The sequence below is a fragment of the Paenibacillus sp. J5 genome, from assembly GCF_054955055.1.
Map to the genome: position 1 here is coordinate 371100 of NZ_JBUEDD010000003.1, position 17637 is coordinate 388736.

Annotated in this window: 7 protein-coding genes; 1 reads left to right on the forward strand and 6 read right to left on the reverse strand. The window is 52.0% G+C overall.

The features are described 5' to 3' along the window. Nucleotides 1-16: 16 nt before the first annotated feature. From ACY1JZ_RS06895 to ACY1JZ_RS06920, 6 genes are read right to left on the reverse strand one after another with little or no spacing between them, the layout of a single operon-like run. Nucleotides 17-6079 carry a non-ribosomal peptide synthetase gene (locus tag ACY1JZ_RS06895; RefSeq protein ID WP_462628613.1) on the reverse strand — a complete coding sequence of 2021 codons (6063 nt, stop codon included), beginning with the start codon at nt 6077-6079 and terminating at the stop codon, nt 17-19. A gap of 2 nt (nt 6080-6081) precedes the next feature. Further along, nucleotides 6082-11592 (reverse strand): type I polyketide synthase, encoded by a 5511-nt coding sequence (locus ACY1JZ_RS06900; protein ID WP_462628614.1) that lies wholly within the window; start codon nt 11590-11592, stop codon nt 6082-6084. A 19-nt stretch (nt 11593-11611) separates the two neighbouring features. Beyond that, complete coding sequence (locus tag ACY1JZ_RS06905; RefSeq protein WP_270166362.1) at nt 11612-11884, reverse strand: acyl carrier protein; 273 nt, start codon at nt 11882-11884, stop codon at nt 11612-11614. A 43-nt stretch (nt 11885-11927) separates the two neighbouring features. Next, nucleotides 11928-13655 (reverse strand): acyl-CoA dehydrogenase family protein, encoded by a 1728-nt coding sequence (locus tag ACY1JZ_RS06910; RefSeq protein ID WP_462628615.1) that lies wholly within the window; start codon nt 13653-13655, stop codon nt 11928-11930. Beyond that, nucleotides 13652-15460, reverse strand: coding sequence for a fatty acyl-AMP ligase (locus tag ACY1JZ_RS06915; RefSeq protein WP_462628616.1), 1809 nt, complete (start codon nt 15458-15460; stop codon nt 13652-13654). Before ACY1JZ_RS06915 ends, ACY1JZ_RS06910 begins: the two co-directional genes overlap by 4 nt. Before the next feature lie 5 nt (nt 15461-15465). Next, nucleotides 15466-16233, reverse strand: a complete 768-nt coding sequence (locus tag ACY1JZ_RS06920; protein ID WP_462628617.1) for a thioesterase II family protein — start codon at nt 16231-16233, stop codon at nt 15466-15468. A 435-nt stretch (nt 16234-16668) separates the two neighbouring features. Between ACY1JZ_RS06920 and ACY1JZ_RS06925 the strand changes: the two genes are divergently transcribed. Beyond that, the gene (locus tag ACY1JZ_RS06925) at nt 16669-17607 is read left to right on the forward strand and encodes a TauD/TfdA family dioxygenase (RefSeq protein WP_462628618.1); all 939 of its coding nucleotides are present in this window, start codon (nt 16669-16671) and stop codon (nt 17605-17607) included. The last annotated feature ends 30 nt before the right edge of the window (nt 17608-17637 follow it).

Genomic DNA, 17637 nt, shown 5'->3' on the forward strand with positions numbered 1-17637 from the left:
AAGCTAAAGTTGCGCCCTAGCTGGTCATGTCTCTCTTGTTATATTCCATTGCACAGCTTTGCAGGAATTCCTCGATTTCTGTTACCGTCCGGTCAACCGATATCGTAATCCACATGATCAATCGGCGATAGAGGTGGGACCATTTCATAACGCTGTCCGAAGTGAAGCATGAGCTGTCGAATTCAAATTTTAACATTAGCCTGTCGCCTGGGGTAACCTCCAACACCAGAGGATAGTTAATGCGCATGTAGGACTCAGGCCGTTCAATTCGAAGCTGATGGCGTTCAGTGTCCTTTCTCTCCATTGGATAATTCTCCATAACAAAAATCGATTGGAACAATTCCAGAGGGCGAGGTATGCTGCTCCAGGACTGAATGCGAGACAGCGGCGTATAGTCAAAGTTCCGCGCTTGGGACTGCTCATTTTGAATCGTATGAAGCAGAGCAGCAAGCGGCATGTCGTCCTCAAGCTGGGCTCTTACCGGAATCGTATTAATAAATAGACCCACAATCTGTTCAACCCCCCGCAGAGAAGCAGGTCTGCCAGAGGAGGTAGCTCCAAACACCACATCTTGTTGTCCACTCAACCAAGACAGCATGGTTGCCCATAGCCCCTGCAGCAAAGTATTGAGTGTTACTTTGCAGGTTCTGCAGGTCTGGATCAAAGCATCCGTTTCCTTCTCAGTGAGCATACCGGGCAGAGCGACCCACTCATCAGTCCTTTCGGAAGATGGCTCAGACGGAATGATAGTGGGAGCGTTGAAGCCACTGAGATATTCCCTCCAGAAGGCCTCAGCTTGCTCAAGGGATTGCTTGGCTAACCATTCGATATAGACTCTGTAAGAAATGGCCTGCTCGGATCGGAGGTTTTCCTGACGACATAAAGTATCGTAAGCCGAGAAGGCTTCATTCAGCAGAATAGCAAGCGACCAGCCATCGAGCAGCAAGTGATGCTGTGTCCAGATAAAATGATGACGATGAGCGTCCATACGAATTAGTTGGAACCGCATAAGTGGCGGTTTCGCAACATCAAATGACATTTGCCGATCTTCATGAATAATGCGGGCGAGCTGTTCCCGCCTTGCTTCGGCAGGCAACACGGACAAATCCAGCTCTGTCCAGGGGAGAGCAACAGTCTGATTAATGATTTGTATTGGTTCGGCTACAGCCTTCCATACAAAGGCTGCGCGCATGGACGGAAATTTGCCTACGGTATGCTCGAAGGCTTGCCGAAGCAGCGGGATGTTCACAGTACCATGCAGCTCGCATTGAAACTGCCCGATGTATGAGGGGGACGCTTCGGTATGCAGCGCCGAATGGAACAGCATCCCTGCCTGCATCGGTGAGAGACGAAACATATCCTCTAGCTTCGGATAGGATTCGATCAGGGCCCGCAATTGACTGTCATTTATAGTAGCGAACGGGAAATCAGATGACAGGACGGTTTCAAGCCTTGAATGCTTCTCAAACTCGAGCAGCTCCTCAATCCGACTCATAAATAAAGTCGCCAGCGTAGCGATCGTCTCTGGAGCATGCAACGCATCGCTGTATGTCCAGTCCATCTGGAGCGCATCGTCCATGACGGAGCAATCGACCTGCAGCACATGGCTTCTTAATGATAGCGGGTCTCTTTGTATTCCGGGATTCACCTGTTTAATTGCAAACTGTGGCTGCTCGTCATAGATGTCGAGCTGGCCTAAGTAGTTAAAGCTGATCTGCGGCCGTGGCAAAGTACGCATCGCACGAGCGACCAATCCATTGCTGCACAGGTAGGTAAGCATACCGTAACCGATCCCTTGTTGAGGAATGAGCCGTGTACTAGCCTTCACTGTCCGAACCGCTTCTTCCACGGTTGCGCTAGCGGGCATGCTTAATGCTAGTGGGAACAGGCTCGTAAACCAGCCGACTGTTCTGGAGAGACTGAGTGTGTCTACCCACTCTTCTCTGCCGTGGCTCTCCATATCAAGGAGCAAGTCCGATTGTCCAGACCAATCATAGTATGCCAGCATCAAGGCAGCCAGCAGCAGATCGTTGATACCTGTATAGTATGCTTTGGGACACTCCCGTAGCAGCTTCTGAGTGGCTGTGACAGACAACGACTGGCGAACATGTCTGGCGCTTCGTTCGGAGTTAACCCCGCCCGGGAAATCCAGCGGTATGCCGGGCTCGATTCCCTTCATCCCGCGCCAGTAAGCCATCTCGTTAACTACTGCGCTCGATTGTGCATACACCTGTAGCTGTGCTGCCCAAGTGCTGAAGGGGCTCGTGTGTCCTGAAGCCGTAGTGTGTGTTCCATTACTTAATTGATGGCAGATATAATGCAGGTCATTCAGCAGAATCCGCCAGGATACGCCGTCTACTACCAGATGATGAATAGCTATGCAGACGCAGGCGGCAAGCTCAGAGCCACGCTCGAACCAGGCAGCCTGCACAAGCCGGCCTGAGGAGAGGTCTATGGCGTTCTGAATCGCGACGGCCGCGTCGTTGAACATTCGCTCATGCTCGGACTCAGGGGCTGCTGATAAATCAAAATAATGAAGCGCTGGCATGGGGGCGTCAGGCTCCAGCAGTTGGGACCAGGAGCCCCCCGAGAGCACAAAACGCATACGCAGGGCATCATGCTTCTCCACCAGTAGCTGCAGAGCACGCTCAACCAGCTTCGGGGTCATCTCCCGTGTTACGGTCAGCAAGACGGACTGGTTATACAAGCCAGGGTTGGGGAAGTCCTGCTCGAAGAACCAGTGTTGAATAGGAGTCAATGGAACCTCGCCCCAGACGGTATCGGGCATTGAAACGAGCGTTGGACTCGTCTCTTGTGCTGCTGCCGCCAACTCTGCGATCGTCTGATGCTCAAAAATCTGTTTAGGGCGAATCACAATTCCGTGCTGTTCCGCCTGTACAATCATCTGTAAAGCAAGGATGGAGTCTCCGCCTGCCTCGAAGAAATTATCCTGAATACCGATAGTGGGGCATTTCAGCAATCTTGCCCATATCTCTGTCAGATGCTTCTCCAGCTCGCTTCGCGGTTCGGAGGGAGCTGACACTTCCGCTTGATCGCTCCCCAGTGCGAGCAAAGCATTGCGGTCAGCTTTCCCGTTGGGCGTGAGCGGGATCGTATCGACCCACACAAACGCAGCAGGGATGGAATACTCCGGTAGTGTGTTTTTTAGATAGCGGCGCAATTCAGATGAAGCTGGACGCTCCAAGCCGACAGGTGCGATATAGGCAATCAGTCTTCTCCCTTCGGCTTCACCTGAAGCAAAGGCGACGACACCTTGAGATACGGACGGATGCTGAAGAAGGGCTGCTTCAATCTCATCCAATTCAATACGAAATCCGCGAATTTTCACCTGGTTGTCGCTTCTTCCGAGAAAATCCAGGGTACCGTCCGGCAAATAACGCACGAGATCTCCCGTTCGATACAGCTTGCTTTCTGCATAGGGATGGAAGCGGTCAGGCAAGAACCGTTGCTCTGACAGTGCGCTGTTCCCCCAGTATCCCTCAGCAATGCACTGACCACTGATGTACAATTCTCCAGGGACACCGATCGGTACCGGTTGATGCGAGGCATCCAGCACATACGATGATCTCCCGCATACAGCTTGACCGATAGGAATAGGCTTCTGCTCGTTGAACGTGAAGGTATCGGTAATCTCCAGCAGATGCGAGGTGATAAGCGCCTCCGTTGGCCCGTAGGCATTGAACAAGCGCACCCCTCTGGCTCCTAAACTTCGCCAAATTGCTACATGCCGAGGCAGCATCGCTTCTCCACCAACGATAAATAAGCGGAATGCTTGCGGGAATACTTGAATCTCCTGTTGCTTCCAGGTGCTGATTAATCCGAACCAGTAGGCAGTGGGGAGATTGGAGACCGTGATCTGTTCTTTCTGCAGCGTCTCCAAAAACTCGTTAGGATTCCACAACTCGTTACCGCGCATTACGACCCGTGCTCCTGCAAGCAGTGGTGCGAACAGTTGCTCGATGGAGGTGTCGAAATTAAAGGAGGAAAACTGCAGCACGTTGTCCTGTTCAGTCAATTCGTAACTGCCACCGATGGCCTTCAAATGCTGTGCGATACGGTCATGACGCACCGCGACCCCCTTGGGCTTGCCTGTGGAGCCGGAAGTGTAGAGAATATAGGCGATGCTGTCAGGCATCGACTTAGGCAATGTAAAGTCACCGTCGCCAGCAGCAAGAACAGCATGGGAATCGATCGCTTCCAACGGTACCTGCTGAATATCGGGTGCCTCGTCAATGGCCGAGGCATCTCCAAGTGTCAAGACGAAGCGTATCCCGCTATCAGCAATCATATGGTGTAGCCGATCCGGGGGATATTCGGCATCAAGCGGTACATAGATGCCTCCTGCCTTCCAGATCGCGACGATGCCAGGCACAGCCAGCAAGGCTCGACTGATCAAGAAACCGACGGGCATGCCTGTCTGGACCCCGCTTGCCCGTAGCTGCTGTGCAATTCGATCCGAGGCGTTAGCTAATTCGCCATAGGACAACCGCTGGGAACCGCAGACCACGGCGGTCTGTTCAGGGACCCGTGCAGCAATAGCATCCAGTTGTTCATGAATGCACCGTTCTACGGGTGGCAGCTCGTAATGGGTGCTCCATTCATTCAGCAGAAGAGCGGATTCCCCTTCAGCAACAATCGGCAAATCATGTACGGGATCATCGGGTCGGCGAAGAGCGCTCTGCAGGAAGTAGGTGAAATTGCTTGTCATCCGTTGGATCGTCGACTCATCAAATAATTGGTTATTGTACAAAAAGGCTGCCTGAAGCAACAGTCCATCCTTAATAATTGTCAATGAAAGATCAAATTGACCTTCTTGTTGCGGCAACGGATAGGGAAGGAATTGCAGCCCGTGAAGATGGAGCTTCGCCTCCGGGTGTCCAATCATAAACAAAGAGAACTGTTGATCCTCAAGCCTCGGAGCTCGCTGAAAAGCGAACATGGCCTGGAAGATGGGAGAGCGACCAGCATCCCGTTCCAACTGCAATGCTTCGACAAGGTTAGGGAAGGGGTAATCCTGATGCTCAATAGCCTCCAGGGCCGTTTTACGCATGTGTTGAATGAGAGTACGCAAGGAGAGCGAGCCGGATACATGCGCACGTATAACGACGGGGTTGGCAAAATAACCAATGACATCTTCAAATCCGCCCTGGCTTCTCCCCGCTGTCGGCGTACCCAATAGGATCTCATCTTGTCCAGTATAGCGATGCAGGAACAACTGGAATACAGCGAGCAATAGGACGAATGGCGTAACATTCTCCTTGCTGGACAGCAGATGAAGCTGTTGTACGATTGCGGCGTCGATACAAAATGGCAATGCAGAACCAGTAAAGGTTTGTGCCAAAGGCCTTGCGTGATCAGTAGCCAGTTCCAGATAGGGCAGTTTCCCTGCAAGCTGTTGCTCCCAATAAAGCTTCAATTGCTTCCCTCGCGGCTCTTCAATCATCTTAGCCTGCCAGCGAACAAAATCGCAGTATTGGGCAGATACAGGGGGAAGAGTCGGAATCGTATTCTGGCTTGCATGTTCATACAATTGTCCGAGTTCATCGATCAGCACTGCCAAGGACCAATAATCAGAAATAATATGATGTAGGACGAGCAAGAGAACAGTCTCTGCATGTGTCGTATAGAGATGAACTCTTAATAGCGGTCCATGCTCCAAGTCAAACGGAGCTCTGGAATCGCTCAAAACCCGCTGGAAGATCGCTTCTTCTGTCCAGTGGTCCACTGCGCAGCAGAGCACTGGACTGTCGATATGGTCATGCACAATCTGGATCGGAGCCTTATCCTCCATGCGAAATGTGGTTCGCAAGGCGGGATGGCGCTTGATAAGGAGGCGTAGGGCATGATTCATGTGCTCCTTGTGAATAGGAGAGGCAGAGCGCCCCGAGAACAAGATATGGTACGCCGAGCTATCAGGCTCCATCTGATGCAAGAAAAACATGGCGCTCTGCCCTTTGGATAGGGGCAGAGCGGTGGAGCGCGATAGTTTGTTTTGCAGTTGTTGTCTGAGCAATGCACGTTTCTCATCAATACTCAGTTTCTTGTGCTGTTCTTTCATTGCTATTCATCCTTTTCAGACATAATGCCTTCGAGCAGTCGCTCAATCTCTTCTTCCGACAGGTCATCGATTTGTTCCAGCAAGCGCTCGGCTTCTTCCTGCTCACGCTGATCTGGCAGTTCTTCTGGGTCTGAAGCCAGTCCTTCTCTTACCTCTTGCATAGTGGCTGCCGCCTGCAACTGTTGTTGCACAATCGAACTCAATTGCTCAAGACTTGGCCCCTGCAACAAGGAGACTAGTGGAAGGGTAACATGAACGGAGGCTTCAACCCGTTTCTTCAGCTCCATCAATAACAGCGAATCGAACCCATAGGAGAGCATGGATTGCTGGGTATCCAAACGATGAGGCGGAAGGTTCAGAACCTCTGCTGTATGGGCTACCAATAGTTGGAGTAGGCTGCGGCTGGTGTCCTCCCCTGTTTCTGGCCATGACCACGCCTCCTCTGAAGAAGGTCGTGTGGTTGGGGCATAGGTCTGACGGTTCAGGAACGGCAGCACAGCAACCTGGGATAGATGGGATGCAATGATGTCATTCATTAACCGAAAGCCATGTTCAGGCTCAATTAGCGCGAATCTGCCCAACGAGGTCTGGCTCTCATGGCTGTTGCGAGCCGCCATTCCAATCTGTGCCCACGGCCCCCAATTAATACTGACTGTAGGGAACCCCAGAGCGCTCCGATATAGGGCGAATGCATCCATATAAGCATTAGCCGCAGCGTAAGCCGACAAGAAGGGTGAGCCAACAATGGATGCTGCCGATGAGAACATAACGAACATCTCAATAGGCTCTTCCAGTAATGCCTGGTGTAAATTCCATGTCCCTTTTGTTTTGGGAGCCAATGTCCGCTCCAAGGCTGCGCTATCGCTTGTTTCGATTAACTGGCTGCTGGCATAACCAGCCAAGTGAAACACGCCTCGGATACGGGGGAGCCCTGCTTCCCGCATGTCGCTGAGCATCGTCTGGACGGCCGATGCATCAGCGATATCGGCTGCGCCATAGAAGATGATGCCTCCGAGGCGCTCCAGATGCTGAATCGCCTGTACCCTGGAGTACTGCTTATCGTGCTGCTGCATCTGTTCCCATTCCTGCCTCGCGGGGATAGGGGAGCGTCCGATCAGCGCGATATAGACAGCCCCTTGCTTAATCAGCCACTCTGCAAGTGCCAGCCCAAGCTCCCCTAGCCCTCCGGTAATGACGTAAGCGTCTGCTGAGGTATATACCATCGGCTGCTTTGCGATCGAATGCAGCGGCAACAGCGAAGGGGTATATCGGCTGCCGTTACGATAAGCCGCAAAGGCATGGTCGGCATCAGCTCGAATATCGAATATCTCACTGCGCAGGCACTGGGCTGCAGCAGCAGGCAGATCGCCGGGGGCCAGATCGATGATGCCTCCCCATAGATTCGGGAGCTCGACTGCCATTGTTCTGGAGAACCCCCATAGTGCGGCCTGTCCAAGAGCGATGCTATTCCTATCTTGCTCCGTCACGGCCTGAGCCCCGGCGGTTGCATACCATATCTGTATCCGCGCCTCTCCCCTAGATGAACGGCGCGCTGCTTCTTGAACAAGCAGCATGGAGTGAGGCAGCACCTCCATCAGATTGTCAGCTTGGGAGTGCTCCAGCGGCCAAGTGTCGACAATGCCGCATCCATGCGACAGGGCGCGCTTGGTATAGTCGAACAGCTTCGTCATATCCTCTACGGAGCCAGGTCTGATCTCGTAATGCTCAGGCCCTCTCTGGCGGAAGGAGGAGCCTGGAGTTACCATAATAGTCTGAAGAGACGGGCGCTGTCCGATGAGCCCCGCCACTTGGGCACCGATGCTCTCGGCTTGCTCGCCAGCAAATACTATCCATGTATTAAGAGTTTCTTGCAGCTCGTACCTGACTGCAGGTTCAGAATCAGCCTTCCAGGACAGCTTGTGAAGCAGTTGGACGGGAGCGTTGTCAGTGCTGGGTCTGTCTTGGGGCGTGGTCGCCAGCCGCTGGAATTTAAGGCCAATCATCTCCATTAAGACCTGTCCCGATTCATCGGCGATGAGGATGTCTCCTTCTAACTGGTCACTAATGCCATTATCCTTTTGCTCAGCGATGCTCCATACTCTCTCCGTCAGCCGACCGTATATTCTTACCTCTTGTATACCGATAGGCATGTATACCGTATCTGTCGTTGTTTCCTGCCCCGCAGTTGCCAGCAGCAGATGACCGCATGCATCCAGCACAGAGGGATGCGCCACATACTGTTCAGCGCTTGATGCCAGTTGAGACGGCATGATAATAGATGCCATTGCTTTTTGTTCTGTGATCCACAGCTCGGATATGCCTTGAAAGGCTGGCCCGTATTGAAGGCCCTTCAAGGAGACATTCGCGTAAAACTCTGTTGCCGACACGCGCTGCCATAAACGGCGCACGCTCTCATCTATCACAAGACGCTGTGGAGCAGCAATAGCCTCTCTCTGCACTAGAGCGATATTTCCTGTGACATGCTCTTCCCACCGGGCTGGATCAGCTTCGTTATCGCTGCTATAGGTTTGGAAGGAGTATTCTTCCATGGCCTGATCCGTAATATGCAGTTGAATCGAACGGCTTCCCGCAGGCGGCAGAAACAGAGCCCGTCTAATCTGCAAATCTCTCAGCACATAGACTGCATCCGGCTCGTATCGTTCCTGCATAGCAGCAAGCACAATCTCAATAAATGCCGCACCGGGGACAACAATCGAATGTTGAATCTGATGATCCTGCAGCCAGGGGTACCTAGTAATATCCAACGTGTTATGCCATATCCTATAAGGGAGTTGCCCTGGCATGTGCAAGCGCTGTCCGCATAGCTTTGCTGAAGGGATGGCAGAGTGAGAGGAAGGCAGTGCCGCTTGCATTTCACTCCCTTGCTCATACCAGTAGGATTCACGCTGCCATGGATACGCAGGCAGCGGAACCAGCGAGCCGCCAGCAAACAAACGATCCCAATGGAGCTCTATGCCGTAGCGATATAGTTGAGCCGCTGCTCGGAGCAACTGCAGCCTATCATTTTTTTCTTTCATTAAAGTCGGAATGACCGCGCCGTCCTTCTGGCTATTGCGAATGCTGGATTCGATCGAGCCCTTGAGAACTGCATGCGGCCCAATCTCTACAAAGAGGGGTGAACCCTCCTGGCTGGCGGCATCGATCGCATCTGCAAAGCGTACCGGTCTGCACATTTGCTTAGCCCAGTAGTCTGCATGATGTTCGGTTCCAGTAATGGGGCCGCCGCTTAGTGTAGACCATTGTGGTATCGTGCCCTGCTTGGGAGCAATACCGCGAAGTGCTTCTCGTAGTTCCTCTTGGTAAGGGGAGAGCTGCGGACTATGGAACGCATAATCAACAGGCAGATAGAGACAGGAGAGACTTCTTGTCTTGCATTCCAGCTCCAACTGCTCCAGAGCAAGCGCACTCCCAGCAACGACTGTCGATTTTGCATCATTCACTGCTGCTATGCAGACATCTGCTCCGGTTGTCCCGATTAATTCATTCACGTTCTCCCAGTTAGACAAGATGGACATCATTTTGCCGTTGCCTGTTATGCGCTGCATAATCGTGCTCCGATAGAAGATAACTCGCAGCGCATCCTCCAGTTCAAGGGAGCCTGCCACATAAGCAGCCGCCAGTTCTCCCACACTGTGCCCTATGACCCCACCAGGCTTCAAGCCCCAGGATTCCAGTAAGGCGCAGAGGCCGACCTGTAAGGCGAAAATCGCTGGCTGGGCTATTCTTGTCTCCTCCACACGGGAAGGCGCCGCACCCTCAACGAACTCCTCCAGCAGCGAAATGCCTGATAGGCGCTCGTATATATCGCAGCAGCGGATCACGGCAGAGCGGAATACATTCTCTGTCTTCATCAGCTCTCGCCCCATGCCCTGCCACTGAGAGCCTTGGCCTGTAAAAACATATACAATTCGTGGAGTCATAGGCGGCGCGGTGCCTAGGAACAGATCGGCTGCAGACGAAGACGAGCCGAAGGCTTCGAGCTGCTGTCTAACCTCATCTTTGGTATGACAGACAATGGCTAGACGATGCGAATGATGTGTTCTTCGAACTGCCGAGCTGTAACATAAATCATCAAGCGAAGCGAGAGCGGGAACAGCCGCCGCATAGGCCTGTGCCATAGCCTCAAGCGCCTGTCTATCCTTAGCAGAGAGTAGGAGCAGAGACGATGGGTGATGCTCCGCTGTCTCTAGCGGTGCGCCTGGAAGCGACGGAGCCTCTGCTATGACAACATGTACATTGGTGCCGCCAAAGCCAAAGGCGCTGACTCCAGCCAGTGCGCTGCCCGGTTGATCCGGCCAAGGCAAGCGAGACGAGGCGACGCGAATTGGCAGTTGCTCAAACGGTATGTATGGATTGGGACGCTCATAGTGGAGGCTGGGAAAAATCTCGCGCCTGCGCATCATGAGCGCAACTTTGATCACGCCAGCGATGCCCGCAGCGGACTCCAGATGTCCTATATTCGTTTTGACAGAACCGACCAGACAGTGTTGTCCGTTGCTCCTGCCTTGGGCCAACACTGCTCCGAGAGCATTCGCTTCGATGGGATCACCTAGGAGAGTTCCGGTTCCATGCAATTCCACATAGTGAATGTCCTTGGCGTCTACGTTGGCATTGAGGTAGGCATCTCTCAACACTTCCTCTTGAGAGAAGCGGTTGGGTGCCATCAGTCCGTTCGTCCGACCATCCTGATTAACGGCGCTCCCTTTGATGACTGCCCAGATGGGGTCTCCATCTTGTATGGCCAGGGACAACGGCTTGAGCACGATGACGCCTGCGCCTTCGCCTCTGGAAAATCCGGAAGCCTCTGCGTCAAAGGTTCGGCATAAGCCATCTGCGGACATCACGCCTGCCTTACTGAAGAACACATGCCCAGCCGGAGATAGCATCACATTCACGCCGCATGCCAGTGCAATAGGATAGGCTTCTCCGAGACGCAAAGCCTGGCATGCCTGATGAATAGCTACCAGAGAGGAGGAACAGGCCGTATCCATAGCGATGCTGGGGCCCCGGAAATCATAGTAGTAAGAGAGCCGATTAGCGGTAATGGCAGGTTGGCTGCCGGGTCCCGAGAAGGGAGTAATACCGTTGAGATCGCTGTTCTGCAGTGTATTGTAATCAGCATTCATGATGCCGACATAGACTCCGCTTCTGGAGCCGGCAAGCTGATTCGGCACAACCCCGGCATTTTCTAATGCTTCCCAGGAGGTCTCCAATAGCAGACGCTGCTGAGGGTCCATATGAACCGCTTCACGCGGTGAGATATTAAAGAAGGATGCATCAAATTGGTCGATTCCATCTAGGAATGCGCCGTACTTCGAGAGAGCCTTGCCGGATTGCTGCCGCACCGTCTGCTCGATAAGCTCTGGCTCCCAGCGATCGCTGGGCACTTCGCTGATGGCGCAGTCTCCGTTGCGGAGCATGTGCTCGTATTCAAGAAGATTTCTGGCTCCGGGAAATCGGCAGGCCATGCCGATGATTGCAATGTCCTCCATGCTGTGACCTCCAGTTCGTCTAATTCGCAGTAAGCATGCTCAATTCTGTATACAGATAGCCGGAGAGTGACTGGATAGAGGGATAGTCCCACAGCAGAGTTGCTGGCAGACGAAGCTCGAACCAATCCTCCAGGTCGCCGACAAATGTAACTGCGAGCAGAGAATCCAGGCCATAGCTGGCAAAAGGCTCGGCAGGATGGATACTGTCAGGAGCAATCTCTGCAAGCTCAGCGATTTTGTCGATCAGCAATTGTTGAATGTCTTCCAAGGAGTAGGCTGTTTTTTTCTCCATAAAGAATGCTCCTTTATAAATGTTATGGGTAAGATTGGCTTGATTAAGATGAACCGTATTGTATAGGCACAATAGAGTAGGCTGTATTATTTTTCAAACGATTGACTAATTGTTGTCCCAATGTGTCCAGTATCTTCGGGGTCATGCGGCTGCTCATTCGTTGCTCGGGATGCAATAGCTTGGACAGAGCTGCTTCCAACCATTCGCCAGCATTGAAAAAGTCGTCGAGCTGATCGAGATTATAGACCCATGTGTGAAAGCAGACGGCTGCGGTGTGCAACCGGATATAGTGTTGGGAAAATTCCAACTGCATAAGAGATTTATCTCTTAGCTGGCTGCTGCAGCTTGCATAGTCCGAGCGAAGCTGCGCAAGCTGTGCCAGCAATGATTGAACCAGAACAGCTACCCTTTCTTGAAGCGGGTGTGATCTGTCCATTAACAGGGTCAATGAATGCTCGATTCCCTCCAGCGCATCATTCTGTCCATGACTGTGCAGTTCGATCTTGTCCGGTTGAACAAATTCGTCAATGGACTCATGGTAGCAAAAGGTGCGCCGCAAACGATCGGCAAGACTCTCCTGCGAGGAAGGGCGCTGTCTCAGCAATTGCCTCAGTTGGAGGGCGACGCCGTGTAGCTGAGCATTCGAGCTGCCCTCAAACACACTGACAATGGGGATGTCGCGGTAGATTTTTTGAAATAGCCCCTCCGCGTAGTCGTCACGCAAGAAGAACCGCGATCCTAGCACGGAAGCCAACTGGTGAACACTCTCCTCCAGTACAGTCGGTACAAAGTACTTGACTGCCGAGGCCCATATACTCATCTGATCCGTTATCATATGCCAGGCACGAGCAGTGCTGGTAGCCAAGCAGTCACTAATCAACAGATCCACCAGCACATCCGCCAGTGTGGCTCGAATATGCTCCATCTCATACAAGGGCTTGCCATACAACTGTCTGTTCAATGCGAAATCCACTGTCATGCGCAATGCTGTGTCCGTGCCGCCCAGCATAATTGCAGCACATAGCGTTCGTGTGACTAATGTGGCTTGGGTAGCGAGCAGCAGTCCGTCTCCTTCAGCGCCGATTTTGGCAGAGGCAGGGAGACGTAGCTGATCCAAGCGAATGCCGCTCAGGTCATGAGCTCGTAGCCCGAGTGTTTTGAGCTTGGGGACATAGGCGTAATCATCAGGATGAAGAAGGCGCTTATCGAGCAAAAACATGGTATAACCTCTAGCTCCGCCATTGGGGGCGGTTCTGGCATACAGGGTGAGGGCGTCAGAGCGTGTAGCATGCCCAATCGTCCACTTCTCGCCGTTGAGGATATAGTCCGACTCGTCAAGGGTCGCTGACGTATCATTACTTAATATGTCATGGCCGCGTTCGCGTTCGGACAGAGCGAAGCCGAGCTTGCAATGAGTCAGAAGCAGCTCAGCTACGCGCTGCTTCTGTTCCTCCGAGCCGCTGAACCAGACTGGAAGAGCACCAAGCAAGCAGACCCCGTTGGCTACTCCTACTGTAATGTCCCTTCTTGCTACTGATCGAGCCAGGCTTAGCGACTGCTCCAGGGAAACCAGCTTCCCGCCATAGCTCTGCGGTACATGATAGCATGCCGCCCCCCAGCCATTAATGGTATCAAGCAGCTCCTGCGGATACTCTTCCTGTTCGTCAAGCTGCATGACCCGCCGGGTGGAGAAGGGATTGTCGGGATTGGCAGGGTCGCCCAAATAACGTTCAAAGTCTTCAATGGCTTGATATTGCTTCGGGATCATCATCTGTTCTGTACCCCTTGCTCCAATGTTTGTTCGTCACGGGTATGACTGACTGCGCCCCAATCCGGCACATGCTGGTTTCGAACCTGCGCGTACAGAGCAGGGAGTCCTTGCTCTTCATACAACTGTTTACACTGTCTTCTCTGTATTTTGCCACTTGTCGTTTTGGGCACACTGCCAGGATGGGAGAGGATAAGTGCATGCACCTGCAGTCCGTGCTCTTCGAAGATGGCGGTTCGCACTGCTGTAGCTACCAGGGCAAGGTCACTCTTCCTCCACTGTCTATCAATTTCAGCGATCACCGCCAGCCGTTCCTCTCCACCATGCTCGACTGCGAAGGCTGCTGTAGCTCCTTGCTGGATGGCCAGATGGCTGCTCTCCACGGTATGCTCGATGTCGTTAGGGAAGTAATTCTGCCCTCGGATCGAGAAGCAATCTTTAAGTCTTCCGGTAATGGCGAGCTCACCCTCATGCATGTACCCAAGGTCTCCGGTTCTCATAAAAAGCTTATTCGGAAACTCGGGCAGGCTGCGATGAAATACGGAAGCCGTCTCCTCAGGTCGATTCCAATAGCCGAGTGTGATATTAGGCCCTGCAAGCCATACCTCACCGATCCGGTCGTTGGGGCAGAGCATCCCCGTCTGTGGATCAACAATCGCTACGGTTGTCGTTGCGTTCGGCTTCCCGCAGCTAACGACATGGGTGGTACAGGAGGGTTGAGCATAGCTAGCTGTATCCGCAAATACAACACGGTGATTCTTTAACTCTCCCTTATCCAAAGTATGTATATTGGGTGAGGAATAAGGATCAGAGCCGGATACCATAAGCGTGGCTTCGGCCAGCCCGAAGGAGGGACAGAAGGCCTCCTGTCTGAATCCGATCGTCGAGAATTTCTCAGAGAAAGCAGAAACTGTGTTGAATCTTATGGGCTCTGCCCCACAGACAGCGTTTTTTAAATCGGACAAGTCCAGCCCCTCCATTTGTTCTGCAGTTACTTTTTTAACGCACAGATCGAATGCAAAGTTTGGGGCTGCTGTAAGGACCGCTTTGTATGTCGAAATGGCCTGCAGCCAACGCACTGGCCGTTGCATGAAATAGATCGGAGGCATCTGCACCAAATGATATCCTAGACTGACAGCCAGCAATGTCTTTCCAATCAGTCCCATGTCATGAAAATGAGGGAGCCAACTGACAATCGTGCCGGAGGGAGGCATATCGAATGTGCTCGCGATCATTTTCGTGTTGGTCACAATATTGCCATGCGATACCATAACGCCTTTGGGCATGGAGGTGGAGCCTGAGGTATATTGCAAAAAGCAAACCTCGTCTGCAGTAGGAAGGCGGTGGCTCCCATTGCGATGATCCTCGGCCTCCAACGTATCTGTGACGATCCAGCGCAATCCATCCTGGCGCACATACTGTGAATTTCTATTGAGCAGGTCTGTCAAAATAGCTTCGCTAGTGAGTGCAAATGCAGAGCCGGAATCCTGTTGAATGGATTCAAAGCGTACATCCTGCTTGGAATGCTTCGGCGGATAGACGGGAACAGCGATCGCTCCAGCCAGGAGGCACCCAAAGAATGCGCATACATATTCAATGCTAGAGGGATAAGCCAGCATGACTCTGTGGCCGGATGCACCCGTCTCTAGCAGCACATTAGCAATCGCCCGGGCACGGCCCAGCAGCATGCCGTAAGAGATGGATTCATTGACCGTATCCAGATGCGTAATGGCTAAGTCCTCCGGTCTTGCTTGAGCGATGCCCAGCAGGATGTCAACAATAGTACCTTGCTCATTCATGTGCAGCATTCTAATCAACCCTTCTGAATGGTATTCATGCAAAGAAGCGTCGTCATGCAATCGTGGATCGTCCCCAAATGATGCTCAATGAAAAAATGGCCCCCTGCAAAGGAATGAAACTCGAATTCGCCAAAGGTCCCCATTCTCCATTCTTGTAATTGGTCAGTGGTTACGAGCGCATCGTCGTCTCCGCCAAATACCGTAATAGGGCAGGACAATGGCTCGCCCGGATCGGGCACTCTAAGGCTGGAGCAGAGCTGGAAATCTGCACGGATGGTCGGCAATATCATGGGCCATAATTCTTGATGATGCAGCAAGGCTTCTGGCGTGCCCCCAATGGAAAGCAAGCGTTTAATTAATGCCTCGTCTGACTCCTCGTCGTAGAAATGCCGCCAATCTGAAGCCCAAGGAGGACGGCTGGCAGCGAGAAAGAGCCGCTCTGGAGTGAGGTTGTATTTGCGTTGCAACTGCTGGGCGAGATGAAAAGAGAGCATCCCGCCCATGCTGTAGCCCATGAATGCAAACGGTTTCGAGAGAAAAGGCAACAGAGCAGTCTCAAGTGCCTGAAGAGCATCCTCGATAATTACATAGGGTAATTCACCAATTCGGTTCTCCCTGCCAGGCAATTGGACGGCTATGACCTCAGCCCAAGGAAGGCGGGCGCTCCAGTTCCTGTAGAAGGAGGCCCCTCCTCCGGCAAATGGAAAGCAAAAGAGGCGAATTCTGGTTGAAGGGTTGGCATGATAATAGGGAAACCACGAATGAACCATGAATTTCGACATGCTCCTTGGACTCTACTGGTACTAGAGTCATATATTTTAGTAAAAGCGAATAATCAACAAAATATGGTGTTAATTGGTATAATACCATATATCTCAAAATGTCGCACGGTTTTTTATTCCAGTTTGGTGCCGCAGCCCAAAAAGGGTGCTGACAGTGGATGAAGAGCAACGTTGACCTCTTCCCTGCTCTAACGAGAGAGGTAGAAATTTGATTGACAGCTTCGTGTAAAAAGATGTATAAATATTAATAATTGACTTAAATAATAAAATTATTACAAAATAACCTCTATTTCTATTGATACGCTAATTCCCTCAAGTTTCTTCCCAATCGCAAACTTTTATACTAAATTTGAAAGTTCAATAGGAGGAGTTGGAATGGTACCATCTGCTTCAAAGATTCACTGGAGATATCTGTCGGAGGAGAAGCGCTTTCCTTTGGTATGTCAAGCTGAGACAGGCGGAGATGGGGTTGACGCAGCCGCATGGATCAGCGCCGAAAGAGAGGAAATATTAAGCAGGCTGCAGGAGCATGGAGCCATCCTGTTTCGCGGCTTCAGCAACATCGATGTCATGCAGTTTGAAAAGATTATTCGCTTGCTGTCAGGAGAGCTGCTGGAGTATCGCGAGCGCTCCTCCCCGCGCAGCCAGATTGAGGGGAATATTTATACTTCCACTGACTACCCCCCACATCAGCCGATATATCTTCATAATGAGAATTCTTACTCCCATAGCTTTGCCAAGAAGATTTTTTTCTATTGTCAGACAGCTTCGCAGACGGGCGGAGAAACACCCATTGCAGATGTAAGAAAGGTTTATTCCCATATTCCTGAAGTCATTAGAAACCGCTTTCGTGAAAAAGGCGTGAGATATGTTCGTAATTTTAGCGATAATATCGGCCTGACATGGAAAACAGTGTTTCAGACAGAGGATCGGGAGCAAGTGGAGCAGTACTGCCAATCTGCCGGCTATAGTTGGGAATGGAAGAAGGATGGCGGGCTTCGCGTTGCACGCAGTAGCAGAGCCAGTGCGAGACACCCGCATACTGGAGAGCCCATCTGGTTTAATCATGCGACCTTTTTTCACATTACGACCTTCGACGAGAAATTGCGAAAGGCACTACAGCAAATCTACTCCGAGGAGGATCTCCCCAATAATACCTATTATGGGGACGGGAGCCCGATTGAGGATTCTACATTAGAGGCGCTGCGCTTGGCCTATGCCAAGGAAACAGTAAAGTTTGCATGGCAAGAGGGAGATATTCTAATGCTTGACAACCTTATGGCCGCTCATGCCAGAGAGCCATTCACCGGAGCGAGGAAGGTTCTGGTGGGCATGTCGGAGATGACCAACTGGGATGAGTTGCCAGAGATATAGTCTTACAGCATTCAAGAACGCGCAAGCGGG

What these genes read in the sequence shown, in the direction of transcription:
- ACY1JZ_RS06895 (WP_462628613.1), bottom strand. Translation starts at nt 6,079, where the DNA reads ATGAAAGAACAGCACAAGAAACTGAGTATTGATGAGAAACGTGCATTG.
- ACY1JZ_RS06900 (WP_462628614.1), bottom strand. Translation starts at nt 11,592, where the DNA reads ATGGAGGACATTGCAATCATCGGCATGGCCTGCCGATTTCCCGGAGCC.
- ACY1JZ_RS06905 (WP_270166362.1), bottom strand. Translation starts at nt 11,884, where the DNA reads ATGGAGAAAAAAACAGCCTACTCCTTGGAAGACATTCAACAATTGCTG.
- ACY1JZ_RS06910 (WP_462628615.1), bottom strand. Translation starts at nt 13,655, where the DNA reads ATGATGATCCCGAAGCAATATCAAGCCATTGAAGACTTTGAACGTTAT.
- ACY1JZ_RS06915 (WP_462628616.1), bottom strand. Translation starts at nt 15,460, where the DNA reads ATGCTGCACATGAATGAGCAAGGTACTATTGTTGACATCCTGCTGGGC.
- ACY1JZ_RS06920 (WP_462628617.1), bottom strand. Translation starts at nt 16,233, where the DNA reads ATGTCGAAATTCATGGTTCATTCGTGGTTTCCCTATTATCATGCCAAC.